This window comes from Bradyrhizobium genosp. SA-4 str. CB756 (assembly GCF_000473125.1).
Lineage (GTDB): Bacteria > Pseudomonadota > Alphaproteobacteria > Rhizobiales > Xanthobacteraceae > Bradyrhizobium > Bradyrhizobium arachidis.
Genome location: NZ_KI421499.1, coordinates 4,583,425 through 4,605,825, shown reverse-complemented (window position 1 = coordinate 4,605,825; position 22,401 = coordinate 4,583,425). Strand labels below are relative to the sequence as shown.

The window sequence follows — 22,401 nt, the reverse complement described above, 5'->3', positions numbered from 1 at the left end:
ATGCTCGATTTCCTCGAGCTTGAAGAAACGGTCGGCCGGGCCTGGCATCGCCTGGTCGGCGGCACCGCGAGCTATCCTGTTTATGCCGAACACGCCGTGTGGCTCGCGGAAGTCCGCAGCCGGATCGCGATCATGTTTCGCGCGCTCGGCGGCGAGACCGGCGTGCAGATCGCCAGCGCGAGTGCCCGTAGGGCGGGGCACCGTCTCGGCTGGCGACAGCGCATCGGGCTCGGCGACGAGCGGCTGGAGCAGCCGGGGCGCGATGCAGCAACAATTTTCCTGCCTGACAGCATCGCGATTTTCGCCGACCGTGAGCTGAACGCCGCGCTGTACCGCTGGCTCGCCGCATGGTTTGCGTTTGCGCCTCCTGACGCGATCAAGGAGGCCGATCCGCTGCGACGCGACCTGCTGATGCTGCGCCGGACCAGCGAGATCGCGGTGCTCGTGCTGACAGAATGTCCGGGCCTTGCCGAAGATTACGGTCGGCTGGCTGCGGCCACGGCCATGGCGCGGCCGCACCGCCGATTGCCGCGGATCGAGCAGGACATGGAGCAGATCGTGCTCGCTCTGCTTGGCGCTGATGTGCCGCCTGAGGGCAAGCTGTGGCCGGCGATGACGGGGACGGGACCGCTGCCGGACAAGGCGCCGCCGGGCTATCGCTCGATCCTGCCATGCCCGCTCTGGGGAGATTGCTGGACGCGCGCGCTTTCGCCGGCGCATGCGGGCATGGACGAGTGCGCGCCGGCTGCTTCGCCCGCACCGTCGGACAATCGCAAGCGGTTCGCCATCCGCGAGCGCGAGGACGGCGCCAATCGCCGCGATCCCTTCGTGCTCAACCGTTTCGAAAAGATCCTCGCCATGGCCGAGATGGTCAATGTCGACCGTCCCGCCGACGACAGCGAGGACGAGGATGCGCAGAAGGCCGCCGACGATCTCGACGAGATCACGCTCAGCCGCCGCAGCGGCAAGCCGGCGAGCCGGCTCAAATTTGATCTGGATTTGCCGCCGGAAGCGCTCGATACCTCGTGCTTGAACGCGGAGCTATCCTATCCCGAATGGGATTATCGCAGCAGCTCCTATCTGCCCGATCATTGCCGCGTGCTCGCCGCACCGGCTTCCGAAACCGGCGAGAGCTGGGCGCCCGACGAGACCATGCGCCGGCACATCCGCCAGGTCCGCCGTCGCTTCGAGATCGTGCGGCCGCGCCACGAATTGATGCGTGCCCAGGCTGACGGCCATGATCTTGATCTCGACGCGCTCGTGCGCGCGCGCTGCGATCTGCGCGCCGGCGGCAATGGCGCCGGTCTTGATCGTGTCCACATGGCGATGCGGCCGCAAGGGCATGATCTTGCCGTCACGCTGCTGGTCGACGTCTCGCTCTCGACCGACGCCTGGGTCGATGGCTATCGGGTGCTCGACGTCGAGAAGGAAGCGCTACTCGTGCTAGCTCATGGCCTGTCGGCCTGCGGCGATCACCACAGCATCCTGACTTTCACGTCGCGCCGGCGCTCCTGGGTGCGGCTCGAGACCGTCAAGGCGTTCGGCGAGCCGATGAGCGGCGCGGTCGAGCGCCGCATCGGCGCGCTCAGACCCGGCTATTATACCCGGATCGGCACGGCGGTGCGCCACGCCTCAGCTGAGCTTGCACGCCAGCCGCAGCGAAAGAAGCTGCTGCTCGTCCTCACCGACGGCAAGCCGAACGATGTCGATCATTACGAGGGACGCTTTGCGGTCGAGGACACCCGCAAATCCGTGCAGGAGGCGCGCCGGCTCGGCATCGCGGTGTTCGGCGTGACGGTCGATGCTGCTGCGCAATCCTATTTTCCGACGCTGTTCGGCCGCAGTGGCTACGCCATCGTCGGCAACATCCGCCGGCTGCCCGCGGCGCTGCCGGCGATCTACCGGCAGGTGGCCCATTGAACGACCTGGGAGCCCGCGGCGCCATGTTCCAAGGTGAACTATTGCTCATCAATTGGGTATATGATCGAATGGCCGGATGGACCAAAGCCGGCCAAGGCCTGACCTGATCATCTTCGACTGCGACGGCGTGCTCGTCGACAGCGAGCTGTTGAGTTGCCAGTGCCTGTCCGACGAGCTGTCCCTATCCGGGATATCGCTGACGCTTGCGCAGGCGCTCGAGCTGTTTCTCGGGCGAAGCACCAGTGCGGTCACCCAACATTATCGCGAGCTCGGCCAGATGGTGCCGGTCGACTTTCCGCTGCGGCTGAAGTCGCGCGTGCTGACCGCCTTCGAGACGGCGCTCCGTCCGGTTCAGGATGTCGATACCGTCCTGTCCGGCCTGCGCGTGCCGCATTGCGTGGCCTCCTCGAGTGATCTCGACCGCGTCGCGCTGTCGCTGAGGGTGACGGGCCTTGCGCCGCATTTCGAAGCGCGGATCTACACCGCGCAAATGGTCGAGCGTGGCAAGCCGGCGCCCGATCTCTTTCTCCACGCGGCGGAGAAGATGGGCGCGGAGCCTGCGCGCACGCTGGTGATCGAGGACAGCGTCAGCGGCGTTCAGGCGGGCAAGGCAGCCGGCATGACGGTCTGGGGATTTGTCGGCGGCAGCCATTATCGGGGGCGCGACGGCCGCGCTATATTGTCCGCCGCCGGAGCCGATCGGGTCTTCGCGCAGATGAGCGATTTCTGGAAGGAGGCGTGACGCCTTGGCTGGCGAGAACGATAGGTCGAGACTTGATGATGCCGCGCGGGCGGGCTGGCTCTACTTCATTGCGGGCCACACCCAGGACGAGATCGCAAAAATGCTCCAGGTCTCACGCGCCTCGGCGCAGCGGCTGGTCTCGCTATGTCTTGCCGAGCGGCTGATCACGTTCCGGCTCGAACATCCCATCGCCGCGTGCATGGAATTGGCGGCACGGTTGAAGGAGCGGTTTGATCTCGTCCATTGCGAGGTGGTGCCCGCCGATCCTGCGGCGCCGCAGGCCACCGCCGGCATCGCCGAGCGCTGCGCCAATCTTCTGGATTCGACCCTTCGTTCGGAGACGCCCGTGATCGTCGCGCTTGGCACCGGGAGGGCGGTGCGCGCCGCGGTCGAGCGCGTCACGCCGATCGACCGGCCTAACCATCAGATCGTCTCGCTGGTCGGCAACATCTCCGCCGACGGCTCGGCGAGCTTCTACGACACCGTCGGCCGGCTCGCCGATCGCACCGGCGCGCGGCATTATCCGATGCCGCTGCCGTTCCTGATGTCGTCCGAGGACGAGCGCAACAGGATGGTGCGGATCGAGCCGATTGCGAAGGTGAAGGCGGTCGCGGCCAAGGCGGATTTGCGCCTGGTCGGCATCGGCCAGATGGACCAGAAGGCGCAGGTCCATATCGACGGCTTCGTCACCCGCGACGAATTGTTCGAGATGATGCGGCTGGGCGCCATCGGCGAGATCACTGGCTGGGCCTATGATGCCAAGGGCCGCCTGCTCAAGGCCGGCGCCAACAAGCGCCTCACCAGCATCCCGCCGGAAGTGCCGGCCAAGACCACGACCATCGGCGCCGCGGTCGGCGCCGCCAAGGTCCCCGCGATCGCGGCGGCGCTGAACGGGCGGCTGATCAACGGCCTGATCACGGACGAGGCGACCGCAAGGGCGATCCTGGAGCGGTAGGGCGGGGCGCGTTTTCCAGCGTTAGCGAGGCGAACAGTCTCACCACCCACGACGCTGTCATCGTCCGCGCAGGCGGACGATCCAGTACGCCGCGGCCTCGCTTGGGGCAAACCAACAGACGACACGGAGTACTGGATGCCCCGCCTGCGCGGGGCATGACGGTGTGAGAAGGTCTGCTCCTCCCGCACCGCAGCACTCATAAGTTGCGCGAATCCCGCGCGCCTGCTTGACAACCGCCGCCTCCCGATTGAACATACGCCCAACGCGTGGGCATATGCTCAAAACGCGAGTTTGAGGGAGGTCACCGTGAAGCAATTCCTCGGCGCCGTCTGCGGCGCGTCCGTCCTGCTGGCCGTCCCCGCGATGGCCGAAACCACCCTGACGATCGCCACCGTCAACAACGGCGACATGATCCGCATGCAGGGGCTGACCAGCGAGTTCACCAAGAAGAATCCGGACATCACCGTGAAATGGGTGACGCTGGAAGAGAACGTGCTGCGCCAGCGCGTCACCACCGACATCGCCACCAAGGGTGGCCAGTTCGACGTGCTGACGATCGGCACCTATGAGGTGCCGATCTGGGCCAAGAAGGGCTGGCTGGTGCCGCTCGCCAATCTCGGGGCGGATTACGACGTCGCCGACCTCCTGCCCAAGATCAAGGATGCCGTCTCCGTCGACGGCAAGCTCTACGCCGCGCCGTTCTATGGCGAGAGCTCGATGGTGATGTACCGCACCGACCTGTTCGAGAAGGCCGGCCTGAAGATGCCGGAGAAGCCGACCTGGGACTTCGTGATCGACGCCGCCAAGAAGCTCACCGACAAGAGCGCCGGCACCTACGGCATCTGCCTCCGCGGCAAGGCCGGCTGGGGCGAGAACATGGCGTTCCTCTCGGCCATGGCCAATTCTTACGGCGCACGTTGGTTCGACGAGAAGTGGGAACCGCAGTTCAACACGCCGGAATGGAAAACGACGCTCACGACCTACGTCAATCTGATGAAGGAGGCCGGCCCTCCCGGTGCAAGCTCCAACGGCTTCAACGAGAACCTTGCGCTGTTCAACGCCGGCAAGTGCGCGATGTGGATCGACGCGACGGTTGCGGCGTCCTTCGTCACCAATCCGAAGGAATCCAAAGTCGCCGACAAGGTTGGCTTCGCGCTCGCGCCCAACACCGGGCTCGGCAAGAACGCCAACTGGCTGTGGGCCTGGAACCTGGCGATCCCCGCCGGCTCGAAGAAGACGGACGCGGCCGAGAAGTTCATCGCCTGGGCGACCAGCAAGGACTACACCAAGCTCGTCGCATCGAAGGAGGGCTGGGCCAACGTGCCGCCGGGCACGCGCACCTCGCTCTACCAGAACGATGAGTATCTGAAGGTTGCGCCGTTCGCCAAACTGACGCTGGCCTCGATCGACGCGGCCGATCCGAACAAGCCGACGGTGAAGCCGGTGCCTTATGTCGGCGTGCAATACGCCGCGATTCCCGAGTTCCAGGGTATCGGCACGCAGGTCGGCCAGCAGTTCTCCGCGGCGCTCGCGGGATCGACCAGCGTCGATGCAGCGCTCTCGGCCGCACAGTCCTCCACCGAGCGCGAGATGAAGCGCGCCGGCTACATCAAGTGAACCCGAGCTCGTCCTCCTGAGCTCAAACTCGCGGCCATCCATCAGTCCAGCCCCGGTTGGATGGCCGCCTTCTTCCCGCAAGCGGAGACCTCAGGAATGGCAACCCGGCAGACGCAATTCCTTGCGCGGTCGCTCCTGACCCCGGCCGTCGGACTGCTGTTCATCTGGATGATCGTTCCGCTTGCGCTGACGATCTACTTCTCGACCCTGCATTACAGCCTGCTCGATCCCGGCTCGGAATCGTTCGTCGGGCTGGAAAACTTCCGCTACTTCCTCACCGATCCTGCCTTCCTCGCCTCGCTCCAGAACACGCTGGTGCTGGTCGGCTCCGTCCTGGCGCTGACCATTTTGCTCGGCATTCCGCTCGCGCTGCTGCTCGACCAGCCCGTGGTGGGGCGCAACTTCGTGCGGCTGATGGTGATCGCGCCGTTCTTCGTGATGCCGACGGTGAGCGCGCTGGTCTGGAAAAACCTCTTGATGCACCCGGTGTCCGGGCTGTTCGCCTGGCTCGCCTCGCTGGTCCATTTGACGCCGATCGACTGGTTCAACGATGTGCCGCTGTTCTCGGTGATCCTGATCGTCGCCTGGCAATGGCTGCCCTTCGCGACGCTGATCCTGCTGACCGCATTGCAATCGCTCGACGAGGAGCAGAAGGAAGCGGCCGAGATGGACGGCGCCAGCGCCGTCTCGACTTTCATCTACATTACGCTGCCGCATCTCGCGCGGCCCATCACCGTGGTGATCCTGATCGAGACCATCTTCCTGCTCACCGTGTTCGCCGAGATCTTCGTCACCACGGGCGGCGGGCCGGGCCTGCAGACCACCAACATCGCCTTCCTGATCTATTCGCAGGCGCTGATCCAGTTCGACGTCGGCAGCGCCTCGGCGGGCGGCCTCGTCGCGGTGGTGATTGCCAACATCGTCGCATTCTTCCTGGTCCGCATCGTCGGCCGCAATCTGGAGGCCTGACATGGCGCGGATGGCAACGACGCAGCGGGTGGTGGTCTCGACGATCGGGGCGTGGTTCTTCGGCTTCCTGATCTTCTTTCCGATCCTGTGGATGGTGCTGGCGAGCTTCAAGACCGAGCTCGAGGCCTTCGCGATTCCGCCGTCCTTCCTGTTCTTCCACTGGACCACCGAGAACTACGCGACGGTGCAGGAGCGCAGCGATTATTTCCACCACGCAATGAACTCGATCATCATCGCCGGCGGCTCGACCTTGATCGCGCTCTTGATCGCCATTCCCGCGGCCTGGTCGATGGCGTTTTCGCCGACCAAGCGGACCAAGGACACCCTGCTCTGGATGCTCTCGACCAAGATGATGCCGCCGGTCGGCGTGCTCGTCCCGATCTACCTGATCTACAAGAATTTCGGCCTGCTCGATTCCCGCGCCGGCCTTATCTTCATCCTCTGTCTCGGCAACTTGCCGATCGTGATCTGGATGCTGTTCACCTATTTCAAGGAGATCCCGCGCGACATCCTGGAGGCCGCGCGCATGGACGGCGCCACGATCGGCCGCGAGCTGGTCTACGTGCTGACGCCCATGGCGATCCCGGGTCTCGCGTCGACCTTGCTGCTCAATCTGATCCTGGCCTGGAACGAGGCGTTCTGGACGCTGAACCTTTCGACGTCGAACGCCGCGCCGCTCACCACGTTCATTGCGTCCTATTCCAGCCCGGAAGGGCTGTTCTGGGCAAAGCTGTCGGCGGCCTCGACGCTGGCGATCGCGCCCATTCTCGTCCTCGGTTGGTTCAGCCAGAAGCAGCTCGTGCGCGGGCTCACCTTCGGCGCGGTGAAGTGAGGGGCTGCGATGGGTCAGATCACACTTCAGGGCGTGCAGAAATCCTTCGGCCCCGTGCACATCATCAAGGGCGCCGACCTTGACATCACCGACGGCTCCTTCGTGGTGTTCGTCGGTCCTTCCGGCTGCGGCAAGACCACGCTGCTGCGCCTGATCGCCGGGCTCGAGGATGTCACCGGCGGCAGCATCCTGATCGATGGGAAGAATGTGGTGGACACGCCGCCCGCGAAGCGCGGGCTGTCGATGGTGTTCCAGTCCTACGCGCTATATCCGCATATGAGCGTGCGCGGCAATATCGGCTTCGGCCTGAAGATGGCGGGATTGCCCAAGGACGAGATCAACCGCAAGGTCGAGGCGGCCGCCGCGACGCTCAACCTGACGCCCTATCTCGACCGCAAGCCGCGCGAGCTTTCCGGCGGCCAGCGCCAGCGCGTTGCGATCGGCCGTGCTATTGTCCGAGAACCCAAGGGATTCCTGTTCGACGAGCCGCTCTCCAATCTCGACGCCGCGCTGCGCGTGCAGATGCGCATCGAGGTGACGCGGCTCCAGAAACAGCTCGGCACCACCGCCATCTACGTCACCCACGACCAGGTCGAGGCCATGACCATGGCCGACAAGATCGTCGTGCTCAACGCCGGCAAGATCGAGCAATACGGCTCGCCGCTAGAGCTCTACGAGCGTCCCGCAAATCTCTTCGTCGCGGGCTTCATCGGCTCACCCAAGATGAACTTCGTCACCGGTGAGCCTGCGTTGCAGAAGGGCGCGGCAACGATCGGCGTGCGGCCGGAGCATCTGAAGATCGAGCGCGATGGCGGAGGCGGCTGGCAGGGAACGATCTCGGTTGCCGAGCATCTCGGCAGCGACACCTTCCTCTATGTCGATGCGGGCCCGCTCGGCATGCTGACGGCACGCTACATCGGCGAACTAAGTCTGCATGCCGGCGACCGCGTGTCGCTGGTGCCGGACCCCGCGCGCATCCACCGCTTCGACCAGAGCGGCAACGCACTTCGCGGCTAACAAGAAACGGAAGACCACCATGTACCTGGAAAAATTCAAGCTGAACGGCAAGACCGCGTTCATCACCGGCGGCGGGCAGGGCATCGGCCTTGGCTGCGCCGAGGCGCTGGCTGAAGCCGGCGCCAAGGTGATCATCGGCGACCGCGACAGCAAGGTCGCCGATGACGCAAAAGCCGCTCTCAAGGCCAAGGGTTTCGACGTCGAGACCGCGATCATGGACGTCACAGACACCAAGCGGGTGGCGGAGGTCGCAAGCGACCTCGTCGCCCGCCACGGCAAGGTCGACATCCTCGTCAACAATGCCGGCATCGCGCGCAGCGAGACCCCGGCCGAGACCGTCACCGACGAGCATTGGCTCAATGTCATCGACGTCAATCTCAACGGCACTTTCTGGTGCTGCCGCGAGTTCGGCAAGCACATGCTGAAAGCCAAGAGCGGCGCCATCGTCAATGTCGGCTCGATGTCCGGCTTCATCGTCAACAAGCCGCAGGAGCAGTGCTTCTACAACGCCTCCAAGGCCGGCGTGCACCATCTGACCAAATCGCTCGCCGCCGAATGGGGCGCGCGCGGCATCCGCGTCAACGCGGTGGCGCCAACCTATATCGAGACCCCACTCAACGCCTTCGTGAAGAGCAATCCAAAAATGTACGACGCCTGGATCGGTGGAACCCCGATGGCGCGGATGGGGCAGGTCGAGGAGATCGCCTCCGTCGTCTTGTTCCTTTCTTCGGAGGCCGCCAGCCTGATGACCGGCAGCATCGTGCTTGTGGATGGCGGCTACACTTGCTGGTAGGCTCACCGTCAAAACTGACGAGAGCTTCCGGGAGCGAGCATGCCGCGAGCGTATATCGGCGTCGATGTGGGGACCACGAGCACGCGGGCAGGGGTGTTTGACGAGGCCGGCACGCTGCTTGCGACCGCGCGGCATCCGATCCGGATCTGGCACGAGGCCGGCGACATCGTCGAGCAGTCCTCCCAGGACATCTGGGAGGCCTGCGTCAAATCGGTGCGGGCGGCGATGGCGGAAGCCGCGATTGCGCCCGACAGCGTCGGCGGCATCGGCTTTGATGCCACCTGTTCCCTCGTGGTCCTCGATAAGCAAGGCGAGCCGCTCACAGTCAGCGCCTCCGGTGAGGCGCAGCGCAACGTCATCGTCTGGATGGACCATCGCGCCGTTGCCGAGGCGCGGCTGATCAATGAGACCGAGGACGCCGTGCTGCGCTATGTCGGCGGCTCGATCTCGCCCGAGATGGAGATGCCGAAACTGCTCTGGCTGAAGCGGCATTTGCGCGCGAGTTTTGATGGGGCCGGCTATTTCTTCGATCTGGCGGACTATCTGACCTGGCGCGCCACCGGCTCGCCAAAACGCTCGACCTGCACCGTCACCTGCAAGTGGAACTATCTCGCCCATGACGGCGGCGGCTGGAGCGCGTCGTTCTTCAAGCGCATTGGACTTGCGGATTTCGTCACCGAAAAATACGCCCGCATCGGCACCGAGATCGTCGCGCCCGGCACTCGCCTCGGCGAAGGGCTCATCCGGGGCGCTGCGGCCGAACTCGGCCTGTCGCCGGGCACGCCGGTCGGCGCCTCTCTGATCGACGCGCATGCCGGCGGTATCGGCGCGATCGGCGGCCGCGACGGCTCCGGCGGAACGGCGGATGTCACCGATCGCCTCGCCTACATCATGGGAACGTCGGCCTGCATCATGGCGACGACCAAGGAGCCGTGCTTCGTGCCCGGCGTGTGGGGTCCATATTATTCCGGCATGGTGCCGGACTTCTGGCTCAACGAGGGTGGCCAGTCGGCCGCGGGCGCTGCGATCGACCATCTCCTCAAGTCCCATCCCGGCCACGCCGAAGCGAACGCGGCGGCGCGCGGCGAGGGTCTCGAGCTCATCGACTTCCTCGAACGCAGGATCATTGCGCGCGCGGGCAGTGCCAGCCGTGCCGCTCTGTTCGCCCGCGATGTCCATGTGCTGCCTGAATTCATCGGCAACCGCTCGCCCTACGCTGACCCGGATACGCGCGCGGTGATCGCCGGCCTCGATCTCGACACTGATATCGGCTCGATGGAGCGGCTGTTCGTCGCCGGCCTCTGCGGGCTCGCCTACGGCCTCGCCGAGGTGATCGAGGCCTTTGCCGCGCACGGCGTTCATTCCAGTCTCATGATCATGGGCGGCGGCGCCAGCCGTAGTCCTTTGGTGCGGCAGATCATGGCCGACACCACGGGTCTCACCGTCGCGCTGCCGCAGACCAAAGAGCCGGTGCTGCTGGGCGCGGCGATGTTAGGTGCGGTCGCCGGCGGCGCTTATGCCTCGATCGGCGAGACCATGGCAAAGATGTCGGTGCTGGGAGGCAAGAGCGAGCCGACGACGCCCGACATGGCCGCTTTCCACGCCCGCAAGCGCGAGGTCTACAAGCTGCTGCGCGAGGTCGATCGCAGCAGCCGTGCCGCGATGCGCGACATCGCCAAAGGTTGAAACGGATGTTGATTTCTTGCGGCGATGCGCTGATCGATTTCGTCCCGACGCGAAACGCTGCCGGGCGCGAAGCGGTGATGCCCGCCGTCGGCGGCTCCTGTCTCAACGTCGCGATCGGCATGGCGCGGCTGGGCGCACCGACCGGTTTTGTCGGTGGCATCTCGACCGACCTGTTCGGGCAGATGATCGCAGATCACGCCGCGGCGTCCAACGTCCAGCTCGATCTCGCCACCCGCAGCGATCACCAGACCACGCTCGCCTTCGTCCGCATCGTCGCCGGCGAATCGCATTACGCCTTCTACGATGCTGGGACCGCGACGCGAAACTGGACTTTCCGGCGCGGCAGGATCCCTTTCGCAACCATCGAGGCCGTCCATGTCGGCTCGACCACGCTGGTCAACGACCAGGGCGCGGCCGAGACCAAGGCTTTGATTGCGGACGCACGGGCCTCCTCTACCGTCTCCTTCGATCCGAACTGCCGGCCCAATCTCGTCAAGGACAAGCCGGCCTATGTCGCGCGGATGGCGGAATTCGCCGCCGGCGCCGATCTCATCAAGATGTCGGATGTCGACTTCGCCTATCTCTTCGGCCAGGAGCCTTATCAGCAGCGCGCAGAGATGCTGCTCGGGCAGGGAACGCGCCTCGTCGTCATTACCCGCGGCAACAATGGCGCTGTCGCGTGGCACGCGGGGGCAGGGCAGATCGAGGTCGCAGCGCCCAAGGTCGAGGTCGCCGACACCATCGGCGCCGGCGACAGTTTTCAGGCGGCACTGCTGTTCGCCCTGCACAAGCAGGACCGCATCGCCCGCGAGAGGCTGAAGGACATCACTGCCGACGAACTCCGCCGCGCACTGTCCTTTGCCGCCAATTGCGCTGGTCTCACCTGCACCCGTCCGGGTGCCGATCCGCCGTGGAGTCACGAGGTGACGTGGAGCGTCTAGCCCACATCACAGCCTTGCGACGACTTTCTCGGCGCATTTGAGAAAGGTGCGGATCAGCGGGCTGTGAGCGTCGCGCCGCCAGCAGACCGCAATGTCGATGGAATCGCTGGCGTCCCGCAGCGGCCGGAACACGATGCCGCGTGGCGCGCCGAGCTGCGCGCAGGCCGGTAGGATCGCGAAGCCTTCGCCGGCGAGGACGAGGCTCATCGCCGAATGCACCGTCTCCACCCGGCTCGCGATCGGCATCACCACCTGGTGCCGGCGCAGCAAGGCAACGACGGCCGAGGAGGCGGGGCCATGGTCGGGATGCGGCAGCGCGATCAGCGGACGGCCCTGCAATCTCGCCATCGGCACCGAGCTCAGGCGGGCGAGCGGCGAGGCGGTCGGCATGACCAGCATGAAGGGCTGCGCGCCGATCCGCGCCACCTGGATCTCGGGATGGTTGATGGCGGGCATGCACAGCGCGACCGTGACGCTGCGGTCGAGCAGCCGCGCCTCGCGGGTCGAGGCGCTGAGCTCGGCAAAGTCGAGGTCGACGCCGGGAATCGAGCGGCGCAGCTCGGGAATGAGCCGCGGCAGCATCGCGTTGGCGAGCACGAACATGTAGCCGACCGACAGCCGCCCGCGCCGCCCCGAGGCAACCGCGCGCGCGGCTTCGATGCCGTCGGCCGCCATCGCCAGCGCTTCGCCGGCGCGCGCCAGCAGCGCCTGGCCGGCCTCGGTCAGGTCCATGCCGCGCGTGCCACGGCGGAACAGCGGCGCGCCGACCTCGGCCTCGAGCTTGCGGATCTGCACCGAGAGCGGCGGCTGCGCCATCCGCAGCCGCTCGGCGGCCTTGCCGACACTGCGCGCCTCGGCGACCGCGACGAAATAACGAAGCCGGCGGAGATCCATTGGCATACCGAAAGCGTATGGGTTGGCGTCAAAAAACGTATTGGACGGCGAGTTAACAAAACTGTCATTCTCGCTGTCAATGCCTGCCAACGGTGGCGGGCTTTCGGAGCGTGATGTGACGATGAACGACGATCCCTGTCTCCTGTCCGCAACCGAGCTGCGCGGCCTCATCGCCGCCAGGAAGCTTTCGCCGGTCGAGGTCGTCGGCGCTGTGCTCGCGCGCGCCGAGGCGCTGCAGAGCGAGTTGAACTGCTTCATCACGTTGTGTGGCGACGAGGCGATGGCGCAGGCTCGCGCCGCCGAGCGCAAGATGATGGCCGGCGAGCCGCTCGGCCTGCTGCATGGGCTTCCCGTTACCGTCAAGGACATCGTCAACACCAAGGGCGTGAAGACGACCTTCGGCGCCGTGCCCTACAAGGATAATGTGCCCACCGAAGATGCCGTCGCGGTGGCAAAGCTCCGCGCGGAAGGCGCGATCCTGATCGGCAAGACCACGACGCCGGAATTCGGCAGCAAGTGCCTGACCGACTCGCCGCTGTTCGGCCGCACCCGCAATGCGTGGAGCGCGGAGCGTTCCTCCGGCGGCTCCAGCGGCGGCGCGGCGGTGGCGGTGGCAAGCGGCATCGCGCCGCTGGCGATCGCGACCGACGGCGGTGGCTCGACCCGCATTCCGGCCGCCTGCAACGGCGTGGTGGGCCTGAAGCAGAGCAACGGCGTGATCGCGCACAGCCAGGCGCTCGACGCCTTCGGCAACCAGACCTATGTCACGCCGACGACGCGCACAGTCGCGGACACCGCGCTGATGATGCAGGCGATGGCGGGCGAGGATGCCTGCGATCCCTGGTCGATCGGCGTGCCCGTGCCCGATTTCGTCCGCACGGCTGCCCCGCGCGGCGACCTGCGCGGGCAAAAGATCCTGTACTGCCTGACGCCGCCGGGCCGCCCGGTTTCCGCCGATGTCGCGGCCAGCTTCAAGGCGAGCCTCGATCGGCTGGCGAGCCTTGGCGCCGAGCTCGAGGAATTCTCGGGCGAGGGGTTTGACATCGAGCCGATCTGGCGCGCGATCAACCACACGGTCTGGCGCACGCGCTTTGCCAAGCTCGTGGCCGAGCATGGCGATACGCTGAGCGAGGCCTTCGTCAAGCAGGTCGCGCTCGCGACCCATGTCAGCGGCGTCGACTATCAGGAGGCAATGTTCGCGCGCACCGCGCTGTTCCGCCGCGTGCAATCGCTGCTTGCGCGCGGGCATGTTCTGGCGATGCCGACGCTGACGCGCACCGCGCTGCCGATCGAGCAGGACCTGTTCGGCACCATTGAGATCGATGGCAAGCTCTTCGACAGCGTCCGCCCGCACTGGTTCCCCTGGACCATGCCGTTCAACATGACCGGCCATCCCGCGATCAGTCTGCCCTGCGGCTTCGGCCGTGATGGCCTGCCGATCGGGCTCCAGCTCGTCGGCCGCTTCCGCACTGACGCAGAATTGCTGCGCGTCAGCGCGCTGTTCGAGTCCTCAACCGACCTTCTGTCCCGCCGGCCTGGCTGAGGTGAGGACCATGCCGCAAAGGACTTGCGTTGGCCGTCCGGACATGTTGATCGTGCCTCGGATGAGCCCCGAACCTGAACGCGCATGAGCGTATTTGTCCTTCGACGTGTCCTGACCTTGCTGGCGACGCTGGTCGGCGCATCCGTGATCATTTTCCTGGTGCTGGACGCCCTGCCGGGCAATGCCGCGCAGATGCTGATGGGTGCCGACGCTTCGGCCGATGCGGTGCGCGCGCTCACCGTCAAGCTCGGGCTCGACCAGCCGCTGGCGGTCCGCTATCTGCAATGGATCAAGGGCCTCTTCGTCGGCGACCTCGGCAACTCCTATGTCTACGGCACCCCGGTCGCGAGCCTGATCGCGGAGCGGCTGGTGCTGACCATTCCGCTCGCGATCATGTCGATGCTGATCACGGTGACGCTGGCGCTCTCGGCCGGCATCTACACCGCCGCCAACCACAACAAGCTCGGCGACGTCGGCGTGATGTCGCTGACGCAAGTGGGCATCGCGCTGCCGAATTTCTGGTTCGCGATCCTGCTGGTGTTGTTGTTCTCGGTGCGGCTGCAATGGCTTTCGGCGGGCGGCTTTGCCGGCTGGGAGGACGGCATCTGGCCGGGCATCAAGTCGCTGCTGCTGCCGGCGATCTCGCTCGCGGTGGTGCAGGCCGCGATCCTTGCGCGCGTGACGCGCTCGGCCGTGCTCGAAGTGCTGCGTGAGGATTTCGTGCGCACGGCGCGCGCGAAGGGGCTCGGCAAACGCGAGGTGCTGTGGCGCCACGTGCTGCGCAACGCCATGATTCCCGTGATGACGGTGATGGGCCTGCAATTCGCCAACCTGCTCGCCGGCACCATCGTGATCGAGAACGTGTTCTATCTGCCGGGCCTCGGCCGGCTGATCTTCCAGTCGATCGCCAACCGCGACCTGATCGTGGTGCGCAATTGCGTGATGCTGCTGGCGGCCATGGTCGTCGTCGTGAATTTCGTGGTCGACGTGCTCTATGCGTTCATCGATCCCCGCATCAAGGTCCATGACCTGTGAGCGCGCCCTTGACCACTCCGCTTGACGCGCCGTTCGCCACGCGCCGCTTGCCGGCCCGCACGTTCTGGGGCCGCGCGTTGCGCCATCGCAGCTTTGTGCTGGGCGGGGCGCTCAGCCTGCTGGTGCTTGTCTCGGCGCTGCTCTCGCTGGTGTGGACGCCGTGGTCGCCCTACGAGATCGATATCGCCTCGAAACTGCGGCCGCCGTCGGCGGCGCATTGGCTCGGCACTGATTCCTTCGGCCGCGACATCGTCTCGCTGCTGCTCGCTGGCGCGCGCTCGACCATTCTGGTCGGCATCATCGCCGTCAGCATCGGTCTCACCTTCGGCGTCTGCCTCGGCCTGATTGCGTCGGCCAAACGCGGCTGGACCGAAGAGATCATCATGCGCTTCTCCGACTTCACCTTCGCCTTTCCGGCCGTGCTGTCCGCGATCATGCTCGCCGCGGTCGTGGGGCCGGGCATGGTGACCTCGATCGTCGCGATCGGCATCTTCCAGATCCCGACGCTGACCCGGCTGACGCGTGGTTCGGCCAACGCGATCTGGGCGCGCGAATTCGTGCTGGCGGCGCGCGCAGCGGGGAAGGGTAAATTCCGCATCACCATCGAGCACGTACTGCCGAACATCCTGTCGATCCTGATCGTGCAGGTGACCATCCAGTTCGCGCTCGCCATTCTTGCCGAGGCTGCGCTCTCCTATCTCGGTCTCGGCACGCAGCCGCCGCAGCCGTCCTGGGGCCGCATGCTGAACGATGCGCAGACGCTGCTGTTCCAATCGCCGATGCTCGCGGTCTATCCGGGCGCGGCGATCGCGATTGCCGTGCTCGGCCTCAATCTGCTCGGCGATGGATTGCGCGATCTGCTCGATCCCCGGCTGGCGCGGGAGCGGTGACGATGGGCGAGGGCGCAAACATGCCGCTGATCGAGGTCGCCAATCTCGGCGTCCGCCTCAACACCAGCCGCGGCCCGGCGCAGGCCGTGCGCGGCGTCAGCTTCACCCTGAAGCGCGGCGAGACGCTGGGGCTTGTCGGCGAATCCGGCTGCGGCAAGTCGGTCACCGCGCTGTCGCTGATGGGCCTCTTGCCCGAGAGTGCGCTCGTCACCGGCAGCATCAGGCTGGACGGCAGCGAGCTCGCGGGACTATCGGATGCAGCCTATTGCCGTCTGCGCGGCAACCGCATCAGCATGATTTTTCAGGAGCCGATGACCGCGCTCAACCCGATGCACACGATCGGGCACCAGGTTGCCGAGCCGCTGCGGCGTCACAAGAAATACTCGGCGGCGCAGGCGCGGCGCGAAGCGATCGCCTTGCTCGATCGTGTCGGACTGCCCGATCCGGCCAGGCGCGTTGATGCCTATCCGCACCAGTTCTCCGGCGGGCAGCGTCAGCGCGTCACCATTGCCATGGCGCTCGCCTGCGAGCCTGATCTCTTGATCGCGGACGAGCCGACCACCGCGCTCGACGTCACCATCCAGGGCCAGATCCTCGACCTCATCGCCGATCTCGTCGAGGAGCGCGGCATGTCGATGATCCTGATCTCGCACGATCTCGGCGTCATCGCCGAGAACGTGCAGCGCATGATGGTGATGTATGGCGGTACCGTGGTCGAGAGCGGCCCGACCGACGAGGTGTTCCGCCGCATGGGACATCCCTACACGCAGGGCCTGTTCCGCGCCCGCCCGAAGCTCGGCGCGCGCAAGGGCACGCGGCTGACGACGATCTCTGGTACCGTGCCGGAGCTCGCGGACCTTCCGGCCGGGTGCACCTTTGCCGATCGATGTCCGCTCGTGATCGATGCCTGCCGTGCTGCGCTGCCGCCGATGGCGGATGTCGGACCCGGACATGGCGTTCGTTGTATCAGGACCGACGTCTCGATGGCTGCAAATGTCGGAGCGCTGTCGGCATGAGCACCGCGCCGCTTCTCGACGTCAGGGATCTCGAGCAACGCTACACGCTGCCGCGCGAGAGTCTGTTCCGCCCGCCCGGCCAGGTGCGCGCGCTCAACGGCGTCAGCGTGACGGTCGCGGCCGGCAAGAGCCTCGGCATCGTCGGCGAGTCCGGCTCCGGCAAGTCCACCTTCGCGCGCGTCGTGATGGCGCTGGAGCGGCCGACATCGGGAGCGGTCACGCTGCTCGGCCGCGACCTCAACCGCGTCCCAGCGGACGAGCTGCGCCGCGCGCGCCGCGACTTCCAGATGGTGTTCCAGGATCCGTACGGCTCGCTCGATCCGCGCCAGACTATCGCCCGCATCGTCGCCGAGCCGCTCACCGTGCTGGAAGGCGCCGACCGCAGCACCTTTCGCGCGCGCGTTTCGACGGTGCTGCGGCAGGTCGGCTTGCGAGATGCCGACATGGACAAATATCCGCATGAGTTCTCCGGCGGTCAGCGCCAGCGCATCGCGATCGCGCGCGCGCTGATCACCCAGCCGAAGCTGATCGTCGCCGACGAGCCGGTCTCCGCGCTCGACGTCTCCGTGCAGGCGCAGGTGCTCAACCTGATGCAGGACCTGCAGGAGCAGTTCGGCCTCAGCTACATCCTGATCAGCCACGACCTCGCCGTCGTCGATTATCTCTGCGACGAGGTCGCGGTGATGTATCTCGGCCGGATCGTCGAGCAGGGACGTCCCGAGGATCTGTTCGAGCGCTGCGCCCATCCCTATACGCGGGCGCTGCTGGATGCCGTGCCGCGGGCGCGTGCCGGGGGCGGCCGGCGCCGCCGCGGGGCCCAAGTGATCGCCTCGCAATCGGCAGCCGCAACGGGGTGCCCATATGTCGCGCGCTGTCCGCTTGCCGACCAGCATTGCCGCGAGGTTCCGCCCTTGCTACGCAAGGTGGGCGAGGGGCACCTTGCCGCCTGCCACAAGGCGGAGGCGGTGATGGCGTTGCCGCAGGCGGCCATGGAAGGTTAGTGTCCGCCGCAGGATTGGCGTAGGCTCAAAGAAAGCAGGCCGGGGAGTTACGAGATGTTCAGGAAGCTATCGATCGTCGCTATTGCCGCAGCGCTCGCCGCGGCGCCGCTGCCGGTGCTGGCGCAGGGCAAGAAGGACAGCGTCGTCATGGCGATGACGCTGGAGCCGCCGGGGCTCGATCCCACCAACGCGGCGGCTGCCGCGATCGCCGAGGTCACGCTCTACAACATCTACGAGACCCTGACCAAGATCAACGAGGACGGCTCCGTCGCGCCCCTGCTGGCGGAGAGCTGGACCGCATCACCGGACCTCAAGACCTATACGTTCAAGCTGCGCAAGGGCGTCAAATTCCACAACGGCGAGGCGTTCGATTCTGCCGCGGTAAAGTTCTCGTTCGAGCGCAACGCGGCCGCCACCAGCACCAACAAGGACAAGAGCCTGTTCCAGGCTTTCGAGAAGGTCGAGGCGCCCGACGCCGACACGGTGGTGATCACCCTGAAATACGGCGAGCCGAACCTGCCGTTCCTCCTCGGGCAGGCGAGCGGCTCGATCGTCGAGCCGAAGAGCGCAGCCACCAATGTCACGCAGCCGGTCGGCACCGGGCCTTATCAGTTGGGGGCCTGGGCCAAGGGCTCCTCGATCACGCTGAACAAATGGGCCGACTATCGCAACGCCTCCGCGGTCAAGCTCTCGAAGGTGACGATCCGCTTCATCTCCGATCCCGCAGCGCAGGCCGCGGCGCTGCTGTCGGGAGACGTCGATGCGTTCCCGCGTGTGTCGGCCCAGCGCACCATCGCGCAGTTCAAGGCCGATCCGCGCTTTAACGTCATGATCGGCGGCTCCAGGGCCAAGACCATCGTCGGCATCAACGAAAAGAAGAAGCCGCTGGATGACGTCCGCGTCCGTCGCGCCATCCTGGCCGCGATCGACCGCAAGGCGATGATCGACGGCGCCGTCGATGGTTTCGGCACGCCGATCGGCAGCTTCTACGTGCCGGGTGCGCTCGGCTATGTCGACACCACCGGCATCAATCCCTACGACCCGGAGAAGGCCAAGAAGCTGCTCGCTGAAGCCGGCGTCACCACGCCGCTCGAGCTGTCACTCAAGCTGCCGCCGCCGCCCTATGCGCGCCAGGGCGGCGAGATCCTCGCGGCCCAGCTCGCCAAGGTCGGCATCATCGCCAAGATCGAGAACGTCGAATGGGCGCAGTGGCTGTCGCAGGTGTTCGCGGCCAACGGTCCGCATAATTACGATCTCACCATCGTCAGCCATGTCGAGCCGTTCGATCTCGTCAAGATCACCGAGCCGGACTACTATCTCGGCTACAACAACGAGACCTTCAACGCGCTCTACAAGCAGATCGTGTCGACGCCGGACGAAGCAGCCCGCGCAAAGCTGCTCGGCGAGGCCCAGCGCATGCTGGCCACCGACGCGGTCGCCGGCTTCCTCTACCAGCCGCAGCTGATCACCATCACGAACAAGAAGCTGAAGGGCGTCTGGAAGGAAGTCCCGCAATACGAGAACGACTTCTCGACGTGGTCCTGGGAGTAGGGGACCGCGCGACCAGGTCGAACCTGTCGTTTCAACATCGGCCTCTTCCCATCGGGGAGAGGCCATTTTCTTGGCCCGTCCAAACAAAAACCTGCAAAACAACCCCATGCACAGTAGCCCGGGTAGTCATTTCAATGGCTTGCGCGCGCCGCTCGATGGCATGCGCAAATTCTCGATGCCGGTTGACCCGTCGGGCAAAACACTGGCATGATGGCATCATCGAAGAAGGCCGCACCGCTTTCACGGGTGAGCGCCGCCTCTGTTGATCTCCCCAACTTGAACGATTGAAACCCTCATGCGTTAGCCCGGCGCAGGATGGTCGCCTGCCGTGCGGTCCAGCGCGAGGGTTTGCGGAGGTCGCTCATTGCTCAAACTATACAGGTGGCCGTCCGACGACTGGCAAAGCATCCACACGGAAATGCCCTCGGAGATCATCTGGGCTGACCTCCTGAACGCAACCGCGGAGGAGAAGCAGTTCGTCGAACGCTTGCTGAAGATACGGATTCCGTCCGAGGATTCGCTCAGCGAGATCGAGGCGTCGAGCCGCCTGATCCTCGACCACGGCACGCTCTATCTCAGCTCGCCTGCGGTCCGGCACAACGAGGAAAACGAGGCCGAGATCACGCCGGTAGGATTTCTCATCGGCCCGCACGTGCTGGTGACGGTGCGTTTCGCGCAACTGCCGACCTTCGACGACGTCGGCAAGCGGATCGGCTCCGACGACAGCCTGGAGAATGGCATGTGTGTGTTCACCAGCCTGCTCGAAGCCATGATCGACCGCGGCGCCGATGTTCTGGAGCATCTCGGCGCCAAGGTCGACAAGCTATCCCACGGTGTCTTCAAGGGAGGGCTCGTCCGCACCAAGCGCCCGGTGCGCTCCAGCCGCAGGATGCGCGAAGCGCTGGAGAACATCGGCGATCTCGCCGATCGTCTCGCCAAGGTGCGGGACGTCCTGCTCGGCGTCGGCCGCGTCGCCTCGTTTGCCCACGATGTCGGGAGCGACTGGATCACCGCTGCATCGAAGAAGCGCCTCCAGGCCGTGTCGAAGGACGTCGCCTCGCTCAGCGACTACGAGACGCGCTTGACCGACAAGATCCAGCTTCTGCTCGATGCGGTGCTCGGCTTCATCAACATCCAGCAGAACGAGCTGTTCAAGATCCTGACGATCGTCTCGGTCGTCGGCGTGCCGCCGACCATCCTGGTCGGCATCTGGGGCATGAACTTCAAGCACATGCCGGAGCTCGACTGGACGTTTGGTTATCCGTTGGCCTGGCTCGCGGTCATCGCCAGCGCCTTGCTGCCGCTGTTCTGGTTCAAGCGGCGCGGCTGGTTCGAGTGATGGAAGCGGCGCACCGTTTCGGAACGATGCTCCGCTGCTTCGTCAGCTTGCGCAGGCAGTCACGCCGACTTCACCCTTCGGGCACACCGGCTAGATGTAGCCCTTTCAGGATGCGCTTGGCGCCCGCCAGGAAGGCCGGATTGTCGCTGACTGAAAAGCTCTTGAAACGACGAATGGTGAAGGTGGGATTGAGTGCAAGTCCGGCTCTCACGGCAGCCTGGGCCTCGGGCAATCTGCCAAGATGTGCGAGCGCAGAACCCAGGCCAAAGCGTGCGAAGGCATAATTTCGATTGGTTTCAATGCTGCGATGGAACCAGGTGACGGCTTCGGCATCCGCCTCAAGCTGCATTTTGGCGAAGGCGATGTCGCCCATCCAGGCAAAAGCGAAGATATCGTGAGGAGACAGGCGTAAGGCCTGGTTGACATGGCCCTCGGTCTCCTTGCCACAACCAGTGAACAGTTTGGCGATACCTATGACTGGGTGCGCGACAGCCAAATTGCGGTCCAGCGCCAACGCCCGCTCGCACTCGGCCACGCCTTCGGCGATGCGGTTCGTATAGACGAGAACGGCCCCCAAAGTGACGTGGGCCCAGGAATGATTTGGCGCAACAGACAATGCCTTTAGCAAGGTCGTTTCTGCCGCAACAAGGAGGGAATGGCTGTCATCGGTCAACATGGCGCAGGCAGTTAGAGTGTCGACCGTCGCCATCCACACCATCGCATCGACGTTTCCGGGGTCGACCGACAGCGCCCGTTCAAAAAAGTGGCGGGCCGGACGCAGATTTTCGGACGTAAGCCCCTTGTTCCACCAAAAGCGACCTTGAAGATAAAAGTCCATTGAATCCGGATGCGGGACACTTTCGGCCCTGCGTGCCTCGGCTTCAATGAGTTGCGCGTTCAGCGTATTGGCGAGCCGCGATACAATCTCGTCTTGCAGATCGAACAGGTCGGCGACGGCCTTGTCGAAACGGTCGGACCATAGTTGCGAGCTATCTTCAGCATTCACGAGTTTGACGTTCACCCGAAGCCGGTTTCCGGCGCGCTGGACCGAGCCTTCGACCACATAACGGACATTCAACTCACGGCCGATCTGTCTGAGATCGAGCACCTTGCCCTTGTAGGTGAATGCGGTGTGTCTGCCGATGACGAACGACCGCCTGATGCGTGACAGGTCCGTGGTCAGGCTCTCGGTGATGCCGTCGACCAGGTAGTCCTGTTCCGGGTCAGCACTGAGATTGGCGAAAGGCAGCACGACAATGGAAAGGTGGGCCGGCGATGTCCGGGGTGCCGAACCAGTCAATTCGATTTCGGACATTTCCCGCACAGCGCCAACGAAGCGAAAGCCCTTGCGCGGCAGCGTCTTGATCAGGCTTTGCTTCTGCCCCGAGTCGCCGATGGCGCTCCGCGCGGCATTAAGCCGAGTAGTCAGCGCGGCATCCGAAACGATGCGCCCGTTCCAAACGGTCGCGACGAGCTCGTCCTTGCTGACGACGCGATCACGATTGCAGATCAAGAACTCGAGCAGGTCGAAGAGCTGCGGCGTAACCGATACCAGCTCCGTCCCCCGGCGCAATTCGCGCCGGCCGGTGTCAAATGTGCAGTCTTCAAAGAGATAACGCAATCCGTTCTCCCTCGCCTGAACACCTGACGAGCAGGATAG

19 protein-coding genes are annotated in these 22,401 nt (G+C 65.2%); 17 read left to right on the top strand and 2 right to left on the bottom strand.

The features are described 5' to 3' along the window. From BRAGE_RS0122575 to BRAGE_RS0122530, 10 genes are all read left to right on the top strand, one after another. Window positions 1-1,920, top strand: coding sequence for a nitric oxide reductase activation protein NorD (locus BRAGE_RS0122575; RefSeq protein ID WP_027558913.1), 1,920 nt, complete (start codon window positions 1-3; stop codon window positions 1,918-1,920). Window positions 1,921-1,996: 76 nt separating this feature from the next. After that, the gene (locus BRAGE_RS0122570; RefSeq protein WP_027558914.1) at window positions 1,997-2,662 is read left to right on the top strand and encodes an HAD family hydrolase; all 666 of its coding nucleotides are present in this window, start codon (window positions 1,997-1,999) and stop codon (window positions 2,660-2,662) included. A 4-nt stretch (window positions 2,663-2,666) separates the two neighbouring features. Next, the gene (locus BRAGE_RS0122565; protein ID WP_027558915.1) at window positions 2,667-3,617 is read left to right on the top strand and encodes a sugar-binding transcriptional regulator; all 951 of its coding nucleotides are present in this window, start codon (window positions 2,667-2,669) and stop codon (window positions 3,615-3,617) included. A gap of 306 nt (window positions 3,618-3,923) precedes the next feature. After that, window positions 3,924-5,234 (top strand): ABC transporter substrate-binding protein, encoded by a 1,311-nt coding sequence (locus BRAGE_RS0122560; RefSeq protein WP_027558916.1) that lies wholly within the window; start codon window positions 3,924-3,926, stop codon window positions 5,232-5,234. Between the two features lie 96 nt (window positions 5,235-5,330). Beyond that, window positions 5,331-6,203, top strand: coding sequence for a carbohydrate ABC transporter permease (locus tag BRAGE_RS0122555; protein ID WP_028146344.1), 873 nt, complete (start codon window positions 5,331-5,333; stop codon window positions 6,201-6,203). A gap of 1 nt (window position 6,204) precedes the next feature. Next, a complete protein-coding gene (locus BRAGE_RS0122550) occupies window positions 6,205-7,035 on the top strand; it encodes a carbohydrate ABC transporter permease (RefSeq protein WP_027558917.1) in 831 nt (276 codons plus the stop codon). Between the two features lie 9 nt (window positions 7,036-7,044). Further along, window positions 7,045-8,052 (top strand): ABC transporter ATP-binding protein, encoded by a 1,008-nt coding sequence (locus BRAGE_RS0122545; protein WP_027558918.1) that lies wholly within the window; start codon window positions 7,045-7,047, stop codon window positions 8,050-8,052. Window positions 8,053-8,071: 19 nt separating this feature from the next. Continuing rightward, window positions 8,072-8,845, top strand: a complete 774-nt coding sequence (locus BRAGE_RS0122540; RefSeq protein ID WP_027558919.1) for an SDR family NAD(P)-dependent oxidoreductase — start codon at window positions 8,072-8,074, stop codon at window positions 8,843-8,845. A 39-nt stretch (window positions 8,846-8,884) separates the two neighbouring features. Continuing rightward, window positions 8,885-10,531 carry an FGGY-family carbohydrate kinase gene (locus BRAGE_RS0122535; protein WP_027558920.1) on the top strand — a complete coding sequence of 549 codons (1,647 nt, stop codon included), beginning with the start codon at window positions 8,885-8,887 and terminating at the stop codon, window positions 10,529-10,531. A gap of 5 nt (window positions 10,532-10,536) precedes the next feature. Then, the gene (locus BRAGE_RS0122530) at window positions 10,537-11,472 is read left to right on the top strand and encodes a carbohydrate kinase family protein (RefSeq protein ID WP_027558921.1); all 936 of its coding nucleotides are present in this window, start codon (window positions 10,537-10,539) and stop codon (window positions 11,470-11,472) included. Window positions 11,473-11,478: 6 nt separating this feature from the next. Here the strand turns inward: BRAGE_RS0122530 and BRAGE_RS0122525 are convergent, their stop codons facing one another. Beyond that, entirely contained in the window at window positions 11,479-12,366 is an 888-nt protein-coding gene (locus BRAGE_RS0122525; protein ID WP_027558922.1) for a LysR family transcriptional regulator, read from the bottom strand. Window positions 12,367-12,487: 121 nt separating this feature from the next. On the opposite strand from BRAGE_RS0122525, the gene BRAGE_RS0122520 reads away from it, so the two are divergent. From BRAGE_RS0122520 to BRAGE_RS0122490, 7 genes are all read left to right on the top strand, one after another. Beyond that, window positions 12,488-13,909, top strand: coding sequence for an amidase (locus BRAGE_RS0122520; RefSeq protein ID WP_027558923.1), 1,422 nt, complete (start codon window positions 12,488-12,490; stop codon window positions 13,907-13,909). 84 nt (window positions 13,910-13,993) lie between these two features. Beyond that, window positions 13,994-14,944, top strand: coding sequence for an ABC transporter permease (locus tag BRAGE_RS0122515; protein ID WP_027558924.1), 951 nt, complete (start codon window positions 13,994-13,996; stop codon window positions 14,942-14,944). After that, window positions 14,941-15,834 carry an ABC transporter permease gene (locus tag BRAGE_RS0122510; RefSeq protein WP_027558925.1) on the top strand — a complete coding sequence of 298 codons (894 nt, stop codon included), beginning with the start codon at window positions 14,941-14,943 and terminating at the stop codon, window positions 15,832-15,834. Before BRAGE_RS0122515 ends, BRAGE_RS0122510 begins: the two co-directional genes overlap by 4 nt. A gap of 2 nt (window positions 15,835-15,836) precedes the next feature. Then, window positions 15,837-16,850: an ABC transporter ATP-binding protein gene (locus tag BRAGE_RS0122505; RefSeq protein WP_027558926.1), complete on the top strand. Its 1,014-nt coding sequence runs from the start codon at window positions 15,837-15,839 to the stop codon at window positions 16,848-16,850. Beyond that, window positions 16,847-17,851 carry an ABC transporter ATP-binding protein gene (locus BRAGE_RS0122500; RefSeq protein ID WP_027558927.1) on the top strand — a complete coding sequence of 335 codons (1,005 nt, stop codon included), beginning with the start codon at window positions 16,847-16,849 and terminating at the stop codon, window positions 17,849-17,851. The genes BRAGE_RS0122505 and BRAGE_RS0122500 overlap by 4 nt, the downstream gene beginning before the upstream one ends. Window positions 17,852-17,905: 54 nt before the next feature. Then, window positions 17,906-19,402, top strand: a complete 1,497-nt coding sequence (locus tag BRAGE_RS0122495; RefSeq protein ID WP_027558928.1) for an ABC transporter substrate-binding protein — start codon at window positions 17,906-17,908, stop codon at window positions 19,400-19,402. 364 nt (window positions 19,403-19,766) lie between these two features. Next, a complete protein-coding gene (locus tag BRAGE_RS0122490) occupies window positions 19,767-20,741 on the top strand; it encodes a magnesium transporter CorA family protein (protein ID WP_027558929.1) in 975 nt (324 codons plus the stop codon). Between the two features lie 70 nt (window positions 20,742-20,811). Here BRAGE_RS0122490 and BRAGE_RS0122485 read toward each other — a convergent pair whose 3' ends face one another. Beyond that, a complete protein-coding gene (locus BRAGE_RS0122485; protein WP_027558930.1) occupies window positions 20,812-22,362 on the bottom strand; it encodes a winged helix-turn-helix domain-containing protein in 1,551 nt (516 codons plus the stop codon). Window positions 22,363-22,401: the final 39 nt, after the last annotated feature.

Excerpts from the sequence above, each read along its gene's own strand:
- BRAGE_RS0122575 (WP_027558913.1), top strand. The coding sequence starts at position 1 with ATGCTCGATTTCCTCGAGCTTGAAGAAACGGTCGGCCGGGCCTGGCAT.
- BRAGE_RS0122570 (WP_027558914.1), top strand. The coding sequence starts at position 1,997 with ATGGACCAAAGCCGGCCAAGGCCTGACCTGATCATCTTCGACTGCGAC.
- BRAGE_RS0122555 (WP_028146344.1), top strand. The coding sequence starts at position 5,331 with ATGGCAACCCGGCAGACGCAATTCCTTGCGCGGTCGCTCCTGACCCCG.
- BRAGE_RS0122550 (WP_027558917.1), top strand. The coding sequence starts at position 6,205 with ATGGCGCGGATGGCAACGACGCAGCGGGTGGTGGTCTCGACGATCGGG.
- BRAGE_RS0122545 (WP_027558918.1), top strand. The coding sequence starts at position 7,045 with ATGGGTCAGATCACACTTCAGGGCGTGCAGAAATCCTTCGGCCCCGTG.
- BRAGE_RS0122540 (WP_027558919.1), top strand. The coding sequence starts at position 8,072 with ATGTACCTGGAAAAATTCAAGCTGAACGGCAAGACCGCGTTCATCACC.
- BRAGE_RS0122535 (WP_027558920.1), top strand. The coding sequence starts at position 8,885 with ATGCCGCGAGCGTATATCGGCGTCGATGTGGGGACCACGAGCACGCGG.
- BRAGE_RS0122530 (WP_027558921.1), top strand. The coding sequence starts at position 10,537 with ATGTTGATTTCTTGCGGCGATGCGCTGATCGATTTCGTCCCGACGCGA.
- BRAGE_RS0122525 (WP_027558922.1), bottom strand. The coding sequence starts at position 12,366 with ATGGATCTCCGCCGGCTTCGTTATTTCGTCGCGGTCGCCGAGGCGCGC.
- BRAGE_RS0122520 (WP_027558923.1), top strand. The coding sequence starts at position 12,488 with ATGAACGACGATCCCTGTCTCCTGTCCGCAACCGAGCTGCGCGGCCTC.
- BRAGE_RS0122515 (WP_027558924.1), top strand. The coding sequence starts at position 13,994 with ATGAGCGTATTTGTCCTTCGACGTGTCCTGACCTTGCTGGCGACGCTG.
- BRAGE_RS0122505 (WP_027558926.1), top strand. The coding sequence starts at position 15,837 with ATGGGCGAGGGCGCAAACATGCCGCTGATCGAGGTCGCCAATCTCGGC.
- BRAGE_RS0122500 (WP_027558927.1), top strand. The coding sequence starts at position 16,847 with ATGAGCACCGCGCCGCTTCTCGACGTCAGGGATCTCGAGCAACGCTAC.
- BRAGE_RS0122495 (WP_027558928.1), top strand. The coding sequence starts at position 17,906 with ATGTTCAGGAAGCTATCGATCGTCGCTATTGCCGCAGCGCTCGCCGCG.